This is a genomic window from Streptomyces sp. NPDC004838 (genome assembly GCF_053600955.1).
On the sequence record NZ_JBSGAW010000020.1, the window covers coordinates 14230 to 34185 of the forward strand.

At 70.1% G+C, this 19956-nt stretch carries 22 protein-coding genes and 2 pseudogenes; 8 read left to right on the top strand and 16 right to left on the bottom strand.

All coding sequences use genetic code 11. The features are described 5' to 3' along the window. The first annotated feature begins 35 nt into the window (after nt 1-35). Nucleotides 36-968 (top strand): LysR family transcriptional regulator, encoded by a 933-nt coding sequence (locus tag ACWEFL_RS22255; protein ID WP_451715304.1) that lies wholly within the window; start codon nt 36-38, stop codon nt 966-968. A gap of 191 nt (nt 969-1159) precedes the next feature. On the opposite strand, the gene ACWEFL_RS22260 is transcribed toward ACWEFL_RS22255, so the two are convergent. The 5 genes from ACWEFL_RS22260 to benA all read right to left on the bottom strand — a co-directional run bounded on the left by ACWEFL_RS22260 (nt 1160) and on the right by benA (nt 7846). Continuing rightward, entirely contained in the window at nt 1160-3958 is a 2799-nt protein-coding gene (locus ACWEFL_RS22260; RefSeq protein WP_451715307.1) for a helix-turn-helix transcriptional regulator, read from the bottom strand. Nucleotides 3959-4169: 211 nt separating this feature from the next. Beyond that, nucleotides 4170-4946 (bottom strand): benzoate diol dehydrogenase BenD, encoded by a 777-nt coding sequence (gene benD, locus ACWEFL_RS22265; protein WP_451715309.1) that lies wholly within the window; start codon nt 4944-4946, stop codon nt 4170-4172. Further along, on the bottom strand, nt 4943-5986 hold the full coding sequence (gene benC, locus ACWEFL_RS22270) for a benzoate 1,2-dioxygenase electron transfer component BenC (protein WP_451715312.1): 1044 nt from the start codon (nt 5984-5986) through the stop codon (nt 4943-4945). The genes benD and benC overlap by 4 nt, the downstream gene beginning before the upstream one ends. 10 nt (nt 5987-5996) lie before the next feature. Next, nucleotides 5997-6503, bottom strand: coding sequence for a benzoate 1,2-dioxygenase small subunit (benB, locus tag ACWEFL_RS22275; RefSeq protein ID WP_451715315.1), 507 nt, complete (start codon nt 6501-6503; stop codon nt 5997-5999). Beyond that, the gene (gene benA, locus ACWEFL_RS22280) at nt 6500-7846 is read right to left on the bottom strand and encodes a benzoate 1,2-dioxygenase large subunit (protein ID WP_451715317.1); all 1347 of its coding nucleotides are present in this window, start codon (nt 7844-7846) and stop codon (nt 6500-6502) included. The genes benB and benA overlap by 4 nt, the downstream gene beginning before the upstream one ends. A 235-nt stretch (nt 7847-8081) precedes the next feature. Here benA and ACWEFL_RS22285 point away from each other — a divergent pair, with 235 nt between their 5' ends. Genes ACWEFL_RS22285 through catC form a run of 4 tightly spaced genes read left to right on the top strand, consistent with a single transcriptional unit; the run spans nt 8082 to nt 11299 of the window. After that, on the top strand, nt 8082-8990 hold the full coding sequence (locus tag ACWEFL_RS22285; RefSeq protein ID WP_451715319.1) for a LysR substrate-binding domain-containing protein: 909 nt from the start codon (nt 8082-8084) through the stop codon (nt 8988-8990). Continuing rightward, nucleotides 8987-10090 carry a mandelate racemase/muconate lactonizing enzyme family protein gene (locus ACWEFL_RS22290; protein ID WP_451715321.1) on the top strand — a complete coding sequence of 368 codons (1104 nt, stop codon included), beginning with the start codon at nt 8987-8989 and terminating at the stop codon, nt 10088-10090. Before ACWEFL_RS22285 ends, ACWEFL_RS22290 begins: the two co-directional genes overlap by 4 nt. A 51-nt stretch (nt 10091-10141) precedes the next feature. Then, a complete protein-coding gene (gene catA / locus ACWEFL_RS22295; protein ID WP_451715324.1) occupies nt 10142-10996 on the top strand; it encodes a catechol 1,2-dioxygenase in 855 nt (284 codons plus the stop codon). Between the two features lie 6 nt (nt 10997-11002). Next, nucleotides 11003-11299 carry a muconolactone Delta-isomerase gene (gene catC, locus ACWEFL_RS22300; protein WP_451715327.1) on the top strand — a complete coding sequence of 99 codons (297 nt, stop codon included), beginning with the start codon at nt 11003-11005 and terminating at the stop codon, nt 11297-11299. Here catC and ACWEFL_RS22305 read toward each other — a convergent pair. From ACWEFL_RS22305 to ACWEFL_RS22355, 11 genes and pseudogenes are all read right to left on the bottom strand, one after another. Next, nucleotides 11291-11389 (bottom strand): annotated as a pseudogene (locus ACWEFL_RS22305) (alpha-ketoglutarate-dependent dioxygenase AlkB); the annotation flags it as partial. The gene catC and the pseudogene ACWEFL_RS22305 overlap by 9 nt on opposite strands. A 100-nt stretch (nt 11390-11489) precedes the next feature. Then, a complete protein-coding gene (locus ACWEFL_RS22310; RefSeq protein ID WP_451715330.1) occupies nt 11490-12014 on the bottom strand; it encodes a hypothetical protein in 525 nt (174 codons plus the stop codon). Continuing rightward, complete coding sequence (locus tag ACWEFL_RS22315) at nt 12002-12289, bottom strand: Ada metal-binding domain-containing protein (RefSeq protein ID WP_451715333.1); 288 nt, start codon at nt 12287-12289, stop codon at nt 12002-12004. Before ACWEFL_RS22315 ends, ACWEFL_RS22310 begins: the two co-directional genes overlap by 13 nt. Then, entirely contained in the window at nt 12286-13041 is a 756-nt protein-coding gene (locus tag ACWEFL_RS22320) for a 2OG-Fe(II) oxygenase (protein WP_451715336.1), read from the bottom strand. The genes ACWEFL_RS22315 and ACWEFL_RS22320 overlap by 4 nt, the downstream gene beginning before the upstream one ends. Continuing rightward, nucleotides 13038-13646: a methylated-DNA--[protein]-cysteine S-methyltransferase gene (locus ACWEFL_RS22325; RefSeq protein ID WP_451715641.1), complete on the bottom strand. Its 609-nt coding sequence runs from the start codon at nt 13644-13646 to the stop codon at nt 13038-13040. Before ACWEFL_RS22325 ends, ACWEFL_RS22320 begins: the two co-directional genes overlap by 4 nt. 5 nt (nt 13647-13651) lie before the next feature. After that, nucleotides 13652-14143 carry an RNA polymerase sigma factor gene (locus ACWEFL_RS22330; RefSeq protein WP_451715339.1) on the bottom strand — a complete coding sequence of 164 codons (492 nt, stop codon included), beginning with the start codon at nt 14141-14143 and terminating at the stop codon, nt 13652-13654. A 49-nt stretch (nt 14144-14192) separates the two neighbouring features. Continuing rightward, nucleotides 14193-14705 carry a methylated-DNA--[protein]-cysteine S-methyltransferase gene (locus ACWEFL_RS22335; protein WP_451715341.1) on the bottom strand — a complete coding sequence of 171 codons (513 nt, stop codon included), beginning with the start codon at nt 14703-14705 and terminating at the stop codon, nt 14193-14195. Between the two features lie 98 nt (nt 14706-14803). Further along, a pseudogene (locus ACWEFL_RS22340) lies at nt 14804-15076 on the bottom strand (ATP-binding cassette domain-containing protein); the annotation flags it as partial. Next, nucleotides 15073-15963, bottom strand: coding sequence for a FecCD family ABC transporter permease (locus ACWEFL_RS22345; protein ID WP_451715344.1), 891 nt, complete (start codon nt 15961-15963; stop codon nt 15073-15075). The gene ACWEFL_RS22345 and the pseudogene ACWEFL_RS22340, both read right to left, overlap by 4 nt. A gap of 238 nt (nt 15964-16201) precedes the next feature. After that, entirely contained in the window at nt 16202-16867 is a 666-nt protein-coding gene (locus ACWEFL_RS22350) for a response regulator (protein ID WP_451715347.1), read from the bottom strand. After that, entirely contained in the window at nt 16864-17742 is an 879-nt protein-coding gene (locus tag ACWEFL_RS22355; protein ID WP_451715350.1) for a sensor histidine kinase, read from the bottom strand. Before ACWEFL_RS22355 ends, ACWEFL_RS22350 begins: the two co-directional genes overlap by 4 nt. Nucleotides 17743-17877: 135 nt before the next feature. Between ACWEFL_RS22355 and ACWEFL_RS22360 the strand changes: the two genes are divergently transcribed. The 3 genes from ACWEFL_RS22360 to ACWEFL_RS22370 are packed head-to-tail and all read left to right on the top strand — an operon-like array spanning nt 17878 to nt 19936. Next, nucleotides 17878-18585: an ABC transporter ATP-binding protein gene (locus tag ACWEFL_RS22360; RefSeq protein WP_451715353.1), complete on the top strand. Its 708-nt coding sequence runs from the start codon at nt 17878-17880 to the stop codon at nt 18583-18585. Then, nucleotides 18582-19325, top strand: coding sequence for a hypothetical protein (locus ACWEFL_RS22365; RefSeq protein ID WP_451715356.1), 744 nt, complete (start codon nt 18582-18584; stop codon nt 19323-19325). Before ACWEFL_RS22360 ends, ACWEFL_RS22365 begins: the two co-directional genes overlap by 4 nt. Continuing rightward, nucleotides 19322-19936: a hypothetical protein gene (locus ACWEFL_RS22370; protein ID WP_451715358.1), complete on the top strand. Its 615-nt coding sequence runs from the start codon at nt 19322-19324 to the stop codon at nt 19934-19936. The genes ACWEFL_RS22365 and ACWEFL_RS22370 overlap by 4 nt, the downstream gene beginning before the upstream one ends. Nucleotides 19937-19956: the final 20 nt, after the last annotated feature.

The window sequence follows — 19956 nt, forward strand, 5'->3', positions numbered from 1 at the left end:
CTGCCCCGTACGGAAAACACGAACAAGGGAGCTCGATGCCGGACTCATCGCCCTCGCGGCCGCTCGACCTGAGCCTCCGCCGCCTCCGGATGTTCCGTACCGTCGCAAAGCACCAGCATTTCGGCCGGGCGGCACAGGAGCTGTTCATCTCCGTGACGGCACTCAGTGAACAGATCCGGAAACTTGAGCAGGAGACGAGGCTGCTCCTCTTCCACCGAACATCCCGAGGCGCCCAACTGACAGCCGCTGGCAAACAGCTTCTCCGAGCCGCGGAAATGGTCATCGCGGAGGCCGAGAACTTCGATTCCGCTGTCGAATCGATACGGCGTGAAGTCGGCGGAAAAGTACGCCTGGGCTTTGTCGCGGCGGCTGCCGGATCCTCGATATCCGAACTGGTAATGACGTTTGAAGGGGCCTTCAGGAATTACACCTTGGAGATCACTTCGGTGGATTTTCCGGAACAGTTCTCGATGGTCCAGTCCGGTGATATCGACGCATGTATCGCGTGTAGCCCGCTGATCGTTTCGGACCTCAGGGTCATCAAGCTCAGGTCTGAGCGGAGGATGGCCATGGTCTCCTCCAAGAACCCGCTCGCCGCCCAAGGGTCCGTGAGGGTCTCCCAGCTCCAGTGCGAGCCCAGAGTGCGTCGCGAGGACCTCCCGTCGGCTTGGCATGACTGGTGGTCGCTGGACCCGTCTCCGGACGGCTCGCATCCGGCCTACGGGCCCTCGGTCGGCTCTTTCCCGGAACAACTGGAGCTGGCCGTGATGAATCGCGCTATCAGCATCGTCTCCGAATCCGCGGCGCGCTTCCATCGCCGACCCGAGATCACCTTCGTGCCGATTGTCGACGCGGATCCGTGTGACATCATTCTCTGCGCCAGACCACAGGGGGAGAGCTTGGCGGTCGACGCCTTGTTCGACACGGCGATCGAAATGGTCGCCCGTCGCCCGTGGTGCGCAATCTGACTGGAAGCGATTTCACTCGCGGACGCGAAAGTCGCCCCGAACAGGAAATGCCGTCGGATCCACCCCGTCGTGGTGAGGACGGCGAGCGGTTCGGTGGGCGTACCCACGGTCCTTCGGGGCGGGTACCGCGACCACTCGCGGCGCACCGCCTCCTTCTGCGCTGTGGCAGGAGAACCCGTCCCTCCCGGCGGTCAATCCTGTGTCGGTATTTCCCTGAAGCGGGCGGCGAGTTCGCTGCGGGAGCGGATGCCGAGCTTGGAGTAGACGTGCGTCAGGTGGTACTGGACGGTCTTGACGGAAATGAACAGTTCTATGGCTGTCTGCTGGTTGGTCGCGCCCGCGGCGACCAGGCGGGCGACGGCGTGTTCCTGCGGCGTGAGGCGGGCCAGGCCGGGGGTGAGGCGGGCGGTGTGCAGGCCGCCGGCCTTGAGTTCGCGGTCGCAGCGCTCGACGTAGGTGAGGGCGCCGAGCGTGGCGTATGCCTCACGGGCGTTTTTCAGGACGGTGTCGGCGTCGCGGCGCTTGCCCGCGCGGCGGAGGGTCTGGCCGTAGGCGAAGTTGACTCGTGCACGGTCGTACGAGAGGGGCAGCTGTTCCAGGTGGGCGAGGGCCCGCTCGAACTCCTGGCGGGCCGTGTCGATGTCGCCTCGCGCGGCGGTGAGCCGGCCGCGGGCCAGGCAGAGGCGGGCCAGGGCGGAGCGGTGGGCGCGCCGGGCGGCCAGGTCCTCGTGAGGAGCGATGAACGCCTCGGCCTCGTCGAGGCGGCCGGTCATCACCAGGGCGTTGGCGTAGACGTCGGGCCAGGGCCAGAAGCCGGGCTCGTCGATCGACGGCCGCCGGCGGAGATGGACGACCGGTGAGAGGGCTTCCACGACGCGTTCGTAGTCGCCGCGCGCTTCGGCGACCTGGGCGCGGGCCAGGCAGGACGGGATCAGCATGACCTCGTACTGGTGTGGTGCGGCGACGGCCTCGCCCACATGGTGCTCGGCCGCCTCCCAGTCGCCCCTCAGGGCGTGAATCTGCGCGCCGGTCCAGTGCACCAGCGGGCGGCACAGCTCGACACGCACCTCGGCGAGGCGGACGGCGGCTCGCTGCACGGTCTCCAGGGCCTCCGGCCAGGCGCCGAGCGCGAACTGAGTGCGGGCCAGCCAGCCCTGCGCCCACAGGGAGATGCGGGTGGAGCCCATCCTGTAGACGGTGGGCACGGCCGCTTCGAGTCTTCGGCGGGCCGCTTCCGGGGCGTCCAGAGCGAGGTCCACCCAGCCGCGCCCGAGCTGGAAGCGTTGGGGCTGGGCGCCCCCGGGGAGCTTGGCGGCGGCCGTCTGGTAGGCGGCCAGTGCTTCGTCCGTCTGGCCCATGGTGGCCAGGCCGAGCCCGAGTACGGCCTCCGACTCGACGGCGGAAGGGTCGTCCGGGTCCGCCAGTTCGATGGCCCGGCGGGCCCAGGCGACGAGGTCGCGGCCGTCGAAGTGGCCGAGCGCGTGCAGGACGCGCCGCTGGCAGATCCTGGCCATCAGGTCGGCGTGCCGCACGGGATCGCAGCGCTCCCACGCCCGGGCCAGGAAGGTGTCGGCCTCGGCGGGGCGGCCGCGCATGATGGCCAGGTAGCCGAGGACCGCGTCCCGCAGGATGTCCGCGGGGAAGCTCTCCAGTTCCGGGGCGAATGCCGTGGCCTGCGGCACGTCGCCGGCGCCGATCATCGCGTCGACGGCGTGCAGCAGCCGTTCCTCCCGTACGGCTCGGGAGGTGCTCAGGCGGCTGGCCCGCACCAGGGTGTCGGCCACGGCGGACCACTCGCCGGCGGAGGCTCGCTCGGCGGCGTACGCGTCGAGTTCGTCGGCGAGCGCGTCGTCCGCCCTGCTGGTGGCGGCGACCCGGTGTACCAGCCGACTGCCGCGATCCGCGGTGATCTCGGCGGCGAGGTGGTGCAACTCGGCACGGTGGGTGAGCGGGATACCGGTGAGGACGGCGGCCCGGACCAAGGGGTGGGTGAAGGACAGCTGGGCGCGTCCGGGGTCGATGGTGGTGGTCAGCAGCCTCGCCGCCCGTGCTTCGTCGACCGCGGGCAGCGGGTCGGCCACGCCCGCCAGTTCGGTGGCCTCGGCGAGTGAGGCGTCGTCGCCGAGTACGGAACACGCCTGGACCAGATGACGGGCGCTCTCACCGCACCGGGCGAGCCGCTGGCGGACGGCGGCGGCGTAGTGGGCGGGCGCGGGCAGCTCGGGCCGCCAGTCGCGCCAGGTCTCGCGGGGCAGTTCGCGCAGCAGCTGAGTAACGTGACGGGGGTTGCCCAGCGTGTGACGGCACAGGTGGCGGGCCGCGGGCAGGTCCAAGGTGAGGCCGTGGATCTCGCCGGCGAGCGTTCTGATGTCCTCGGCGGTCAGCGGTGCGGGCCGTATGACGACGTCCTGGCAGCCGTCGAGGAATTCCAGGGTCCGCAGAGCCGACAGCGGCAGTTCGTCGTCCGCTCCGCGCGTGTCGTGCAGCTCGTACGGTTCGTCACGCGCGAGAACGAGAACCAGCACTCGTGCGTTCGCCAGTCGGCGCACCGCCGACCGGACGGCGCGCAGGCTCTCCACGTCGGCCCAGTGGGCGTCGTCGACGATCACCACCAGCGGCTCGGACTCCTGTGCGGTCGTCCACTGGCGGTGCAGGATCCGGGCGGCTTCGAGTACGGCGTCCGGGGCCTTGGGATCAAGCGGTGAGATCGCGTCGCCGTTGCCGCGGGCGAGCTGGTCGGCTACGCCCAGCGGCAGGTCCGACTCCCACGCGACCCCGGTGACGCGCAGCACACGGGGCGCGGGCCCTCCGCCGCCGCCACGGGCTTGCAGGGTCTGCTCGACCAGAGCCGTCTTCCCGATCCCGGCCGGCCCCGCGACCAGCGTCAGGTCTGGTCGGCCCGCGTGGGCGGCATCGATCGAGCGGGTCAGCGCGGCGACTTCGACGGCCCGCCCGATCAGGCTTCGCTGCAGCTCAGGGCGGCTCTTCATATGCCAGTACGCTAACACCCTCAAGGCCCGGACACCCGTGGCCGGAGCTGGTCGGAGCCGGCCGGAGTCGGTCGGAGTGAAGGACGGTTCGGCGGCCCGGCAGGGGAGGGGACAGGGCACGCTGGTGTGCCGTCGAGTCTTCATCATGGGAATCTCCACACCCCTGTGAGCGGACTGTCTCTCCCGTCGTCCACCCGCGAAGGGGAGCCGGTCAGCCGGGATCGCCGCCCGCCACGGGGAGCACCGTGCCAGTGATGTACGACGCCTCGTCGGAGGCGAGGAAGCAGATCGCGGCGGCCTGCTCGTCGAGCCTGCCGTACCGCTTCAGCAGGCTGGAGGAGAGGGTCTGATCGATGTGGGCCTGGAACCAGTCCTTCTCCTGGGCCGTCCGCGGTGTCGGGGTGCCCCGGGGGATGGTGCGCGCAGGCGCCTCGGTGCCGCCCGGTGCCGTCGCCACCACACGGACCCCGGCGTCGGCGCACTCGAAGGCGAGTGAGGCGGTGAGCGCGTTGATGCCGCCCTTGGCCGCGGAGTACGGGATGCGATGGATGCCGCGGGTCGCCGCCGAGGACACGTTGACGATGACGCCGTGTCCCCGCTCCGTCATGGCCGGCAGCACCGCGCGGCAGGACCACAGGGTGGTGAGCAGCGAGCGGGTGATCTCGGCCTGGATCTCCTCGGCGGTGAACTCGGTGAAAGGCTTGAAGTTGATCGCGCCGCCCACGTTGTTCACCAGGATGTCGATGCGGCCGTGCTGCTCCAGGGCCGAGGCGATGGCCGCCTCCGCGCCGGTGTAGGACTCCAGGTCGGTGGTGACGGAGTGCGCGCCGAGTTCGGTGGCGACCTCGTGGACCAGCTCGGACCGGTCGACGAGGGTCAGCTCGGCCGACTCGGCGGCCAGGCGGCGGGCCACCGCGAGCCCGATGCCCTGGGCCGCTCCGGTGACCACCGCCGTCCTTCCGGCGAACCGGTCGGGGTGCGCGCTCATGCCGCCTCCGCCGTCTGACGGGCGGTGGCCGGGGTGAACTTCTCGTAGTGGAAGCTCGCCGGTGTCGTGCCGAGGGCGCCGAGGTGGCCGCGTACCGCGTCGACCATGGCGGGCGGGCCGCACAGATAGACGTCCACGTCGCCGTCGTGCAGCGTCGAGGAGTCGATCAGGCTGGTGACGAAGCCCTTGTTGACGGCGGAGCTGTCGGCGTCGGCCACGCAGTGGTCGAAGGTGAAGCCGGGGATGACCTCGGCGTAGTCCTCCAGGGTGTCCAGATGGACGAGGTCCCGGTCGGTGGTCACGCCGTAGAGCAGGTGGACCGGGTGCGCGGGCGGCTTCTGGGCCATGTCCTCCAGCATGGACAGCAGGGGTGCCAGGCCGGTGCCGCCCGCCAGCAGCAGGGCGGGCCGGGTGACGGCGCGCAGGTAGAAGCTGCCCATGGGGCCGGTGAACTCCAGCCGGTCGCCGGCGCCGGCTCGTTCGGTCAGGTAGTCGGACATCGCGCCGCGGCCGACGAGCCGTACCAGGAACGAGATCTGCCGCTGGGCGGGCCCCGAGCTGAAGGAGTACGAGCGGGTCTGTCCGGTGCCGGGGACGGCGATGTTGACGTACTGGCCCGGAAGGAAGTCCAGTGCGCCCCGGTCGTCGACATCGAGGGTGAACTCGACGGTGGTGGGGGAGTGGCGCCTGACGGCGGCGACGGTGGCCGAGTGGGTCGCCGCTCCGGTCTTCGCCGCCGCGGAGGACGAGGGGATGCGCAGTACGAGGTCGCTCCGCGGGGTCATCTGGCAGGGCAGGCAGTATCCGCTCGCGGCCTCGTCGGCGGACAGCGCTTCGTCGATGAAGTCCCCACCGTCGTAGCGTCCCGACTCGCACAGCGACTTGCACGTGCCGCAGGCGCCGTCCCGGCAGTCGAGGGGGATGTTGATCCGTGCCTTGTAGGACGCCTCGGCGACCGTCTCGTCCGGGCGGCACTCGATGAAGCGGGTGATGCCGTCCTCGAAGTTCAGGGCGACCTGGAAGGACATGGTGGTGCTCATTTCCTGAGGTTCAGACGTGGTAGATGTCGACGACGTGGTGCACGTAGTCGTTCTTGAGGACGACCTTCTTGCGCCTGATGAGGAGTTCGGGGCCGGAGGCGTCGAGCGTGTAGTACGACGTGCCGAAGTACGTGTCGACGGTCTGGTAGCGGTAGTAGAGCGTGAACCAGTTGAAGCGCACTTGGACCGTGTCACCGTCCCGGCCGGTGATCTCCACGTTGGTGATGTTGTGGCCGGTGCGCGGCTCGGGCAGGCTCGTGGCGCTGGAGCGGTCGGTGCGGATGCGGAAGACGCGGTCCTCCAGGCCGGCCCGACTGGGGTAGTAGACCAGGGAGATCTCGGTCTGAGGGTCGCGGGTCAGCCCGTCGTCGTCGGCCCAGGCCGGCATCCAGAACTCGGCGTCCGGGTGATAGCACTCCAGCCACTTCTCGAACTCACGGTCGTCGAGATGGCGCGCCTCGCGGTAGAGGAACCGGCGGACGCTTTCGAGCGTGGTCTCGTCGACTGCCGTGGTCACTTGGCCACCTCCAGGGCGTCGCGCAGGGTCTTGAGCCAGTAGCCGTGCTGGATGGAGTAGAGCCCCTCGTCCTCGGTGCGCACCCCGCTGGCGATCGGGTTGATGCCGATCCTCTCGGCGTCCTCGTCCGGGCCGTCGAGCTGGTGTACGGCGCCGCGGCTCAGGTCGTTCCAGGGCATGGACTCGGCCAGGTACGTCTTCTGGCAGGAGCGGAACTCCTCCAGATCGTCCGGGGTGGCCATGCCGGTGGCGTTGAAGAAGTCCTCGTACTGCCGGATGCGCCGGGCGCGGGCCTCGGCGGGCTCGCCCTTGGGGGCGACGCAGTAGATGGTGACCTCGGTCTTGTCGACGGAGATGGGCCGGAAGTGCCGGATCTGCGAGCTGAACTGGTCCATCAGATACACGTTCGGGTACAGGCACAGGTTGCGGGAGACGCCGATCATCCAGTCGGCCTTCTCCGCCCCGAACTCGGCCGCGAGCTCGTCGCGCTTCCCGTACAGGGGCCGGTTCGTGGGGTCGAGCCATTTGGTCCACAGCAGGAGGTGGCCGTGGTCGAAGGAGTAGAAGCCGCCCTTCTGCTTGGACCAGCCGCCCGCGTCCATGGTCTTGGTGTCGTTCTGGGACTCGCCGGAGGTGCGCCGGGCCTGGGTGGCGGCGTAGTTCCAATGGGTGGCGGAGACGTGGTAGCCGTCGGCGCCGTTCTCGGCCTGGAGTTTCCAGTTGCCGTCGTAGTGGTATGTCGAGGAGCCCCGCAGCACCTCCAAGCCCTCCGGGGACTGGTCGACGATCATGTCGATGACGACGGCCGCGTCGCCCAGGTGCTCCCGCAGCGGTTTGACGTCCGGGTTGAGGCTGCCGAAGAGGAAGCCGCGGTAGCTCTCGAAGCGGGCGACCTTCTTCAGGTCGTGCGATCCGTCGGTGTCGAACTGCTCCGGGTAGCCCGCTTGACGCGGGTCCTTCACCTTCAGCAGCCGGCCGCTGTTGCTGAACGTCCAGCCGTGGAAGGGGCAGGTGAACGTGGTGCGGTTGTCGGTCTTGCGGCGGCACAGCATCGCCCCGCGGTGGCTGCACGCGTTGATCAGGCAGTGCAGCTCCCCCTGCTTGTCGCGGGAGATGACGACGGGCTGACGGCCGATGTACGTCGTGAAGTAGTCACCGACCTCGGAGACCTGGCTCTCGTGGGCGAGATAGATCCAGTTCCCCTCGAAGATGTGCTTCATCTCCAGTTCGAAGAGCTCTTCGTCGGTGAAGACGCTCCGTCGCACCCGGTGGACACCGCTGTCCGGTTCCTCCACGAGGGCGTCTTCGAGTATGACCCGTGCACGGCTGAAGTCGTCGGCCATGGTCCCGTCCCTTTCCCCTCAACTCGGCCGCATGCGGGCGGCTTCGTTGCCATTGCTTTTCAGCACCATGACAGAGCGGTGAAGAGTGGACCCCAGACATTCCCCCAGGGTTGACCCAGGGGGGTATTGATATCTCGATCGTCTCAATAGGCTCAAACCAAGTATTTGTGCCGTATGGGATTCGTTCCCTACGCTGGGCGCAATCGAGGGCCCCGGAAAAGAAAAGGGCAGCCCGATGGAACTCAGGCACCTTCGGTATTTCGCGGCCGTCGCCGAAACAGGTCATTTCGGAAGGGCCGCGGAAAACCTCCACATGGCCCAGCCGCCGCTCTCCCAGGCGATTCGCCGCCTGGAGACGGAGCTGGGCGTGGAACTGTTCACCCGCACCACCCGCCAGGTCGCCCTCACCGGCGCCGGCGAAGTGTTCCGCACCGACGTGGAGCGCATTCTCAAGTCCGTCGACGAGGCGGCCGCCCGGGTCGCACGCTTCGCCTCAGGGGCGGAGGGAGTACTCAGGATCGGCTTGACCGGTGCCGCCTCGTACCGACAGTTGCCCGCACTCGCCCGGCTGATGAAGCGCGAGCTGCCCCAAGTGATGCTGGAGGTGCACACCGAGATGCTCACGCCCGCCCAGGAAGCGGGGCTGATCGAGCGCCGCCTCGACATCAGCCTGCTGCGCCCGCCCGTCCGCCAGGAGGGCATCGCCCACCGCGCCGTCGCCACCGAGCCCCTGGTCGTCGCCGTACCCGAGCAGCACCCGCTCGCCGAGGCCGACACCGTCCGCGTCGAGCGGCTGCGCCACGAGGGCTTCATCATGTACGGAGCCACGCTCGGCTCCATCGTCCACGACGCCGTGGTCCGCGGCTGCCTCGCCTCCGGCTTCTACCCGCACTGCGCCTACGAGGTCACCGAGACCTCCGCCGCCTTGGCGCTGGTCGCCGCCGGACTCGGCGTCGCCGTCCTCCCGGACTCCATCCGCTCCGCACCCCGGGAGGGCGTGGTGTGCAAGACCATCGAGGACGCGCTGACCGTACGCCTCGACCTCGCCTGGCGCGAGGACGAGGAATCGCCGCTCCTGCACAACCTCCTCAGGGTCCTGGAGCAGAACGACATGTTCATCGACCTACCCGAGGGAGCGGTATGAAGATCGTCAAGGTGGAGGTCGTCCCCTTCGCCATCCCGTACGCGAAACCACTGAAGTTCGCGAGCGGTGAGGTGCACACCGCCGACCACGTCCTGGTACGAGTCCACACCGACGAGGGACTGACCGGAACCGCCGAGGCGCCCCCTCGGCCGTACACCTACGGCGAGACCCAGGAGTCCATCGTCGCGGTGATCGACAGGATCTTCGCGCCGCAGCTCATCGGCCTCACAGCGCTGGAGCGGGAAGCCGTCCACGAGCGTCTGGACCGCACCGTCGGCAACCCGACCGCGAAGGCCGCCATCGACATGGCGCTGTGGGACATCCTCGGCCAGGCCGCCGGGATGCCGGTCTCCGGCCTCCTCGGCGGATACACGGACCGCATGCGGGTCAGCCACATGGTCGGCTTCGCGCCGACCGAGGAGATGGTCGCCGAGTCCCAACGCGTCCGTGACACGTACGGCATCACCACCTTCAAGGTAAAGGTGGGGCGTCGGCCCTACACGCGGGACGTCGAGGCATGCCGGGCGCTGCGCGAAGCCCTGGGACCCGACGCGGAACTCTACATCGACGGCAACCGGGGCTGGACGGCATCCGAGTCCGCCCGCGCCCTGCGGCAGATGGCCGACCTCGACCTCACCTTCGCCGAGGAACTCTGCCCCGCCGACGACGTGCTGGGCCGGCGCTGGCTGGTCGCGCGGAGCCCGGTGCCGTTCATCGCCGACGAGAGCGCCACCCGGGCCGCCGAGGTCACCCGTGAACTCCTCGGCGGCTCCGCCACCGCGATCAGCATCAAGACCGCGCGCACCGGCTTCACCGCTTCCCAGCGGGTGCTGCACGAGTGCGAGGGGCTGGGCGTGGAAACAGTGATGGGCAATCAGATCGACGGTCAGATCGGCACGTTGTGCTCGGTCGCCTTCGGAGCCGCCCACCGCTCAAGTGCTCGGTACGCGGGCGAGCTGTCCAACTTTCTCGACATGACCGACGACCTGCTCGCCGAGCCGCTGACCATCGAGGGCGGCACCTTGCGCGTTCGCGAGGCCGCCGGACTCGGTATCGAGATCGACCCCGACAAGCTTGCGCGCTACCGCCAGGACCGCTGAACACGATTCGACTGAACACGATTCGACAGGTATTCGAGGGACGGGAAGAGAATGACCGACATCATCACCGAGCAGGCCACCGCCGCCGCTTCCGGAGCCGCCGCCACCGAACGGTTCCGCGGCAAACAGCGCACGGAGAGGGCCGTCGCCGACGTCGAGCGCGTCGACACCCTGGTCTCCGAACTGCTCTCGGCGGCCCACGACATCATCCGCCGCCACAAGGTGACCTACGCCGAGTACGACGTCCTCAAGTCCTGGATGGTCCAGGTCGGCGAAGACGGTGAGTGGCCGCTCTTCCTCGACGTGTGGCTGGAGCACGTCGTCGAGGAGGTCGCCAACGAGAGCCGCGAGGGCAGCAAGGGCACTATCGAGGGCCCGTACTACGTCCCGGACTCCCCGCGTCTGCCCGCCGAGGCGACCCTCCCCATGCGGGACGGCGAGGACGGCACGCCTCTGCTCTTTCAGGGACGGGTGACGGGCGTGGACGGCACCCCGCTCGCCGGAGCCGAGATCGAGATCTGGCACGCCGACAACGACGGCTACTACTCGCAGTTCGCGCCCAGTCTGCCCGAGTGGAACCTGCGCGCTACCGTCGTGGCCGACGATCAGGGCGACTTCAGGATTCACACCATCGAGCCCGCGCCCTACCAGATCCCCACCGACGGCTCCTGCGGCAGGCTCATCGCCGCCGCGGGCTGGCACGCGTGGCGCCCCGCCCACCTGCACCTGAAGGTGTCGGCGCCGGGGCACCAGCTCATCACCACCCAGCTCTACTTCAAGGGCGGTGAGCACGTCGCCGACGACATCGCGTCCGCCGTCAAGCCGGAGCTGGTCCTCGACCCCGGCCCGGCCGCGAAGGGCGACGGCCGCGAGGTCACGTACGACTTCGTCCTCGACAAGGTGTGATGAGCGATGCTGTTCGCGGTCCGGATGCATGTCGACATTCCGCGCGACCTCGACCCCGGAGTGCGCGCGGACCTGGTGGCACGGGAGAAGGAGTACTGCCAGGGGCTGCAGAAGTCGGGCGAGTGGCTGCACATCTGGCGGTGCGTCGGGCAATACGCCAACATCAGCGTCTTCGACGTCGCTGACAACGAGGCGCTGCACCGCGTCCTGTGGGGACTCCCGCTCTTCCCGTTCATGAAGATCGAGGTGGTGCCGCTGGCCCGGCATCCCTCCGACCTGGCGGCCGACGAGGTCGTCGTCTGATGGTTTTCCGCGGCTCTCGGTGTCGCCGAAGCGGAACGCGCAGGTGTCGCCGATGGACAGCGACACGACCGGGGCGCGGGATTCCTCGTCCACTCCCGCTGTTCCAGGGGCAGCCGGTTCGGGACGTGGGCGGCACCCGGCGTGATCTCTTCCGCGTCGCGCTCGGGGAGCCGCGGAGTGAACAGCGCTGTCATGGCCTGCCCTCCGTGCGGGTGAGGTGGACGAGGGAGTCGTCCTCGACGAGCCAGGTGGTGCCGTGGGCGGTCGCGCCGGCCAGGCCGTTCAGATGGATCAGGCCGACGAGCGCGAGCGTGCGCGGATCGCCGATCGCGGCGGTCGCGAGAGTGCGTGCGGGGCTCCACGGGGTCGACCACAGCAGCCGCCGGGTCATCTGCGCCCAGCCGGTCGCCGGGCCGGCCATCACCCAGAGGTCGGGGTCGGCGGCGGCGAACCGTGACGCGTGGCGCAGCCAGGAGGCCCCGGTCTCGGGCCAGGTGATCGCGGCGAGGGTTGTGCCTCCCGCGTGGTCCCAGGCCGATTCGATCAGGCGCGAGGTCTCGACGGCGTGCGGGGTGCGGCCGGAGCCGATCACGATGGTGCGGGCGCGGCGGTCGCGAGCCAGCCGGACGATGGCCGCGACCTCGGCGTCCGTGGCCGTCAGGTCCGCGTCGTAGCTCACCCGCCGCTTCAGCAGGGGGCTGGTCAGGGGGTCCATGGTCGGCCGTTCTCTCGGGCGGTCTTCCACCGCTGATAGCGGCTCTTGCAGCAGGCGTCGCAGGGGCGGAACCCGGCGGCGACCGCCGTGGCCTCGTCGGCGAAGAAGACGCGGTGCCTCATGTAGCCGCCGCGGGCGATGGCGCGCAGTGCGGCAGGGCAGTCGAGTCGTCCGTAGATCTTCGAGCCGCGGTGGCCGCCCCACTCTCCCTTGACCGGCGACCGGTAGGGACGGCCGTCGGCCCCGAGAAGGGTGTAGGTGTTCGCGTCGTTCATGCGGCGTCGTGGAAGACCAGGGCAAGGGTGTGACGTTCGCCGGACCGGATGGCGGACACGCCGTGGCGAACCGGTGCGGCGGACCATCCGCGGGCGGACCTGACGGGCCGGTCGCGGGTGGTGAACAGGTATCCGTGGCCGTGCGGCAGCAGCGTGGACGTGCCCCGGGACTGGGCGCGCGGGCGCTGTTCCAGGAGCAGGAACTCGCCGCCCGTGTGATCCACACCGGGCTCGTTGAGGTTGATCACGACCTGCAGCGGGAACACGAGGTCGCCGTACAGGTCGCGGTGCAGGGCGTTCCAGTCCTTCTCCCTGTAGCGGAGCAGAATCGCCGTGGACTTCGTCTGGCCGGCGTCGTGGCACATCCGCAGCCACTCGTCGAACGAGTCCGGCCACGGCGCGGGCCTGCGGAGTCTGGTCCACCAGTCGCGGGCGATGGGCAGCAGCCTCGGGTACAGCGCCTGCTTGAGCCGTTCGACCGGCTCGGGGTAGGGCGCGTTGAAGTAGCGGTACTGGCCCTCGCCGAAGCGGTGCCGGCCCATGTCGACGGTGCTGCGGAACAGGCCGTCCTGCTCGTACAGCTTCCTGATCTCCGCGGTCTCCTCGGAGGTCAGAAGCTGCGGCAGCAGCGCGCCGCCGTACTCGTCGACCTCCGCGGTGATCGCCTCCCAGTCGCCGGACTCGACGCGGCGGTGCCACCGGTCCGTGTTCCGCCCGGCCGTCTTCTGCCCGGTCGCCTTCGCCGTGCTCATGCCGCGGCCTCCAGGTCCAGCAGCGTGGTCTTGGCCTCGAGTCCGCCGATGTAGCCGCCGAGGGTGCCGTCGGTGCGCAGCACGCGGTGGCACGGGACGACGATCGGCAGCGGGTTGGTCGCACAGGCGGTGCCCACGGCCCGGACGGCCTTGGGGTTGCCGACGAGTTCGGCCATGTCGCGGTAGCTGCGGGTCTGGCCGTACCCGATCTCGGGCAGATGCGTCTGCACCAGGCGTCGGAACCCGCGCGACAGGGACAGGTCCAGCGTCACGTCGAAGGCCCGGCGACGCCGGGCGAAGTACTCGTCGATCTCGCGAGCCGCCTCCTCCAGCCGTTTCGGGGCGCGCAGGATCCGCGGGCTGAGCTTCTGGCCGAGGGCCTCCAGGACCCGGTCGTGGTCCTCGCCGGCGTACGCCACGCGGACCAGGCCCTTCGGGGTGGCGGCGAGCAGCAGCTTGCCGACGGGCGAGTCGATGGTCGTGTAGGCGACATCGATCAGGTCGGCTTGCTCCGCGGCCTGCTCCAGACGGCGGTGGAGGCGACTCAGAGTGTCGGCGTCCACGGGTGTCGACAGCAGGACGGCCATGTCGTCATCGTTGCGCATGTCGCTCACGACGATGCTCCTTTCGTGATCGCGCCCGGATAGTGTTTCCTGAGATTCTTGAGCCCGTCCGCGGCGGCTCTTCGGGCCGCCTCGACGGTGCCGCCGAGGATCTCCGCGATCTCGGCGTACGCCAGCCCCGCCACATACCGGTAGGCGACGGCCTGGCGCTGCTTGCTCGGGAGTTCTTTCACCGCGGCCCACAGGTCGGTGTCCCCGGGATCAGGGATGCCCGGCCCTGTCGGCGCTTCCGGTACCTCGTCGACCGGCAGGGGATTCCTCTTCGCGGCACGCAGCACGTCGATCGCCTTGCGGTGCGCGATCGTCACCAGCCACGCCTCCGCGTTCGCCGTCTCCGGCAGATCGGGATAGGCGCGCATGGCGGCCAGGAAGGTCTCCGACCACGCGTCGTCCGCATCGTGCGGGCCGAGGACGACCCGGCAGACGCGCAGCACGGTCGCGCCGTGCTGCGCGACCACACTCTCGAACGGTTGTTTCATGTCCATCCCATTGAAGACGTACGTGCGGTGGCAAACGTGAGATTCCCGGTCAGAACAACCGTCCGGCGTCGCCCGCGGGCGGCTCCTCAAGCTCCAGCAGCGCCTGCTTGCGCTTCAGCCCGCCGGCGTACCCGGTCAGGGCCCCGGTGGAGCCGACGACACGGTGGCACGGGACGAAGACGCACAGCGGGTTCGCGCCCACGGCCTGTCCGACCTGCTGCGCGAGACCGCGGTCTCCGATCTGCTCGGCGATACGGCCGTAGGTGATCGTGTCCCCGCACTGGACGCTCTTCACGATGTCCCAGACTGCGCGCTGGAACGAGTTGCCCTCGGCGGCGAGCGGAAGATCGAACCGCCTGCGCCGCCCCGCCAGGTAGTCGCACAGCTGACGGGCCGCTTCGTTCAGCAGCGAGTCCGTCGAGTCGCCGATCTCGGGGCCGAACGTCTCCTGCGGAGGCCGGCGGACATGACGCCTGAAGTACAGGCCGGTGATCGTATCCCCCTTGGCGACGATTGAGATCGGCCCAAGGTACGTCTCGATCACGGCGTGCCGGGTGCTCATCTGCGTCTCCTCTCTCCTGCCCGGTAGACGCACACCGCCCGCAGAACGTGAGATCTCATGTGGAGCCGTCGGCAGGGCCAGAGCCACGCTGTGGGCGGGAGCGTGACCGGGACGTCAGGGGCGGGGTACGAGGAGATGGCCCGCCCGTCGAGGTGCACTTGGCCCGCGGCCGGCTTGAGGAGCCGTGACAAGGCGCGCAGGAGGGTCGACTTGCCGCAGGCATTGGGGCCGATGATGACGGTGAAGGATCCGTCGGGGATGCGGACCGAGAGTTCGGTGGAGATGGTCCGGTTGTCGTAGCCGAGGGTGAGTCCTTCGGCCCGCAGCCGTTCGGTGGCGGCGTCGGCCGGGGTGGCGCGGAGGGCGGTCATGGTGCGGGGGGTCCGTTCGTGCGGCGATGCGGCGGGTGCTCACGGCGTGAGGCCGTACAAGACGGGCCCGGGGAGCGCACGAGGCGCCGGGCCAGTTGCGGAGCGGCCAGGGCGATGAAGGAGATGGGCCCGGCGGCGGCGGTGACCAGCGCGGTCAGGGCGACGCCGGTGAGGACCAGAGCGAGCCGGGTGGGTTCCGTGCGGATACCGAGGCTGCGGGCCGTGTCGTCGCCCATCTCCAGCATGCGCATCCTTCCTGTCAGGACGAGGACGGCGGGGAGCGGCAGGGCGAGGACGAGACAGACCGGTCCCAGTTGCTCCCAGGCCAGCCCGTTGAGTGAGCCCGCACCCCAGACGGCGGCGGCCATCGCGGTCTCCAGGTCGGACTTGATCGTCATCCAGGTGTTCAGGGACGCGAGGAGGGCGCTGATTCCGATACCGACGATGATCAGCCGGAACCCCTGGATGCCCTGGCGGTAGGCGAGGAGATACACCACGGCCGCGGTGCAGACACCGCCGGCGAGTGCGCCGGCCGCGATCTGGTAGTAGCCGCCGTTCGCCGGCATGATGACGGCCAGGGCGCCCGTGTGCGCACCGGTGTTGAAGCCGATGACGTCGGGGCTGCCGAGCGGATTGCGGGTCAGTGACTGGAAGATGGCCCCGCTGACCGCGAGGGCGGCCCCGCACAGGACGGCGATCAGGACTCGTGGAAGTCTCCATTCGACGACGACCATGTGCACCTTGGGGGTGGCGTCGCCGAGCAGTGCCCGCACGACGTCACCGGGCGGCACGGTGTACTGGCCGCTGCCGAGGCTCAGGACGCCGACGGTCGCGGTCGCCACGAGCGGGAGCACGCTCAGGACGGCCGCGCGGGTGTCCAGTCGCAACGAGAGCCGTCCGCCACGTGCATCGCGGGGGCGCAGCACCCGAATGGGTCGTCCGAAGTCGACCGCCGGGCACCGGGTTGAGGGATCCGTGGAGCCAGAAGAACTCGACGACGACCACCACCGCTCCCGGCGAAACGTGTGACCAGGCCGCACTGCGCACCGTACGAACCGGGCGGCGAGGCCCCGGGGGTTCTGCTCGGCCGGTACCCCACGGACGCGTAGGGGCCGGTCCGGAGCATCACGGCACGACGAGTCCGCCCCGGTACGCGGCGATCACCAGCTGGGCCCGGTCGCGTGCCTGCAGCTTGGCCAGCAGATTGCCGATGTGGGTCTTCACGGTCTTCACGGACAGTACGAGGTCCTGGGCGATCTCGTCGTTGGAGCGCCCCTGGGCGACGAGCAGCAGGATGTCGGTCTCGCGCGGCGTCAGGTGCCCGAGCCCTGCGGTGCACGGAGGTCCCGGCGTGGGCCGATCGAGATAGTGCTCGACCAGGCGCGTCAGAATGCTCGGCGCGAACAGCGAGTCGCCGGCGTGCGTGCGGCGCACCGCGTCCAGGAGTTCGGCGGGCCGCGCGTCCTTGAGGAGGAAGCCGCTGGCTCCTGCCCGCAGCGCCGAGTAAACGTACTCGTCGAGCTCGAACATGGACAGTACGAGCACCCGTGTGCCCGTCAGACCCGGCTCGGCGGAGATGCGCCGGGTTGCCTCGATGCCGTCGCCGCCGGGCATGCGAATGTCCATCAGGACCACATCGGGCCGTTGGGCCACCGTCTGCGCGAAGGCGTCCTCGCCGGTGGTGGCCTCGGCCACGACCGTCAGGTCCTCGCCGGAGTTGATCAGCAGAGCCAGGCTCTCCCGGAACAGGTTCTGGTCGTCGGCGACGAGTACGCGTACGGCGCCGCTCATCGGGCCATCTCCCGCCGGAAGCGGGCCTCTACGCGGAAGCCGGGGCCGCAGGGTGCGGCGGTCAGGGCGCCGCCGACGGCCTGCACCCGGTCGCGCAGCACGCTCAGTCCGTGCCCCGCGCCGGTGCCTGCCCGCCAACCCGGCACCGGTCCTTCGTCCTCGACCCTGACCAGCAGGTCATCGCCGTCGGCGCGGACCGCGAGCGTCGTGGTGGTGGGGCCGGCGTGCCGCAGTGTGTTGTGCAGCGCCTCGCGGGCCACGGCGCAGGTGGCGAGCTGCACCCCGGCGGAGACCCGGGCGGGCTCGACGCAGTCGAGGTGCACAGTCAGACCGGTGCGTTCGGCCGCCGCGACGATGCCGGGCAGATCGGCGAAGCTCTCGGCGGGCCGCAGCGGAGCTGCATCGCCGGTGGCGGCGGGCTCGCGGAGCACGGTGAGCATACGGCGCAGCTCGGTGGTGGTCTGCCGGCTGACATCCTCGATATCGCTGAGCGCAGTGGCCAGCTCCTCCCGCTCCTGGCCGGTCGCCTGGGCGGTGGCGGCCCGTACGGTGATCAACCCGATCCCGTGCGAGACCAGATCGTGCAGGTCACGGGCGATGCGCAGGCGTTCGGCCTGGGTCGCCCGCTCGGCCGCCCAGGTGGTCAGGCGCCGCTCGTACTCCGTGCGCTGGGTCCGGGTGCGGACCATCGCCCAGACCGAGACGGCGACCGCGGCGCAAAGCACCGCAACCAGCATGATCTGCGCCCCACGCGCCGACGAGCCGACGGCGACCAGGCTCAGAAGCAGGACGGCCAGCACCGCCGTGGCGACGGTGCCCGTGCGGGATGTCCACCGTGGGCGCTCGTGGGATATCTCGGGGCGTTCGCGAGTCATAGGCGTTCGATCCTAGACAGTCGCCGACGAGCAGTCCTCGGACCCAGGTCCGAAAGACCCGGGTCGCAGCCGCGGCCGCGGATCTCGGTTCCGGGCCCGATCCGCCGCGCCTTCACCGCGTGATGACGTACGGCCATGATTGTTTTCGACTCGGTGGTCAAACGTCGCGGGCAACGTGACGTCCTGACCGGCATCAGCTGTGAGGCCCGCCCCGGCCGCGTCACCGGATTCCTCGGAGCGAACGGCGCCGGCAAGTCCTCGGCCCTGCGCATCCTGCTCGGCCTGGACCGCGCCACCTCGGGCAGGGCCCTGATCGACGGCGTCCCCTACGCCCGGATGCGCGACCCGATGCGCACGGTCGGCGCCGTACTCGACGGGTCGGGCGCCCACCGCTCCCGCACCGGCCGTGCCCACCTGCGCTGGCTGGCGCACGCGGCGGGGATTCCCGTCGCCCGCGTCGCGGAGGTGATGGCGGACGTCGGGCTCGCCGAGGCCGCCGGGCAGCGCGTCGGCTCGTATTCCTTGGGCATGGGCCGTCGGCTCGGCGTGGCCGCGGCACTCCTCGGCGACCCGCCGGTCCTGGTTCTGGACGAGCCGGTCAACGGCCTGGATCCGCAGGGCATCCGCTGGATGCGCGACATGGTTCGCTCCCGAGCCGCCCAGGGCCACACGGTGCTCCTCTCCAGCCATCTCATGGCCGAACTGGAAGAGACCGCCGACGACATCGTGATCATCGACCGTGGCCGCATCGTCGCCCAGGGCACGCTCACGGAGGTCACCGGCGCCCACCGCACCCTGGAGTCCGCCTTCTTCCACCTCACCCGGACGGAGGACGGACAGTGACCACAGTGTTCAGGGCCCTGCGCGCGGAGGGGCACAAGCTGCTCACGCTGCCGTCGGCGCGGCTCGCCATCGCGCTCGGTGTCCTGCTTCCGGCCGGGATCGCCGCGCTCAACGCCCGCTCGACGCACGGGTCCGGCGGTGTGGACGCCGGATTCACCGAACTCGGCGTGGGCGGCGCGATCGGTGCCATCGTGCTCGGCGTCGTCGCCGTCAGCAGCGAATACACCACCGAAGGCGGGGAATCCGCGGCGACACGGCAGATCGCCGCCACCCTGACCGCCACGCCGGCACGGCTCGCGGCCCTGGCCGCGAAGCTGACCGCCGTCGGCCTGCTCGCACTCGCGGTCGGGGCGGCGGCCGGCGTGGCGACCTTCACCGCCGTACATCTCGTACGAGGCGAGCCGGCCGCGGCCGTCACGGCGGGACGGGTTCTCGGGGTGCAGGTCTACCTGTTGTGTACGGCCTGGCTGGCCCTGGCCGTCACCGTCCTGACCCGCAACGGCGTCGTGCCGATGGCCATGATGATCGCCAACGTGTCGGTGGTGTCGGTGACGTATCTGCTGTCCAAGGTCACGGACGCGGCGCACTACTTCCCTGATGTGGCCGGACCACGCATGTTCCTGCGCGACGTGGCCACGGGAGCGCACTTCGCGCCGGTCACGGCAGGGCTCGTCACGGTGGCCTGGGTGACGGCGGTCCTCGCCCCGGCCGCCGTGGTGTTCTGCCGGAGGGACGCGTGAGGCTCTGCCTGGCGTACCGCGCCGAGCTGTCCAAGCTCCTGAGTCTGCCTGCCGTGCGGATCACCCTGGCAGCGCTCTTCGCCCTCTCGCCCGGACTCGGCGCGGTCACCGGACCGCGATCCGCCGCCCCGTACACCGGCATCGGCTTCCTGGTGCTCGGCGTCATCGCGGTGGCCTCGGAATACGACGGAGGACAGGCCCGGACCACCGCGATGGCGATGCCCCGGCGCCTGCCGCACCGCATCGCGTCAACGGCCGCCCTGCTCACCCTGGCGCTCCCGGCCGCAGCCGGCTGTGCCCTGGCCACACACCTGGCATCCGGACACTCGACCGCCGCGACCACGCTCCCCGCCATGACCGGGGGACTGACCCTGGCCGCCCTCCTGGCCTCGGCGGCCGGCCTCCTGCTGCGCCACGCACACGGCACGGTCGCCCTGCTCGTCGGGTACTTCACGTTCGTCGGGCCCGTGCTGCGCGCGCGGTTCCCCGGCCGGGCGGATGTGCTGCCCGACCTCGCCCCGGTGTCGGCGCGGCCCTTGGCGGTCACGCTCGCGTGGACGCTGGCCGCCCTGGCCGTCGCGTTCGTGACGTACCGGCACCGGGACATCTGACGGCACGAGCCACCGGGTGA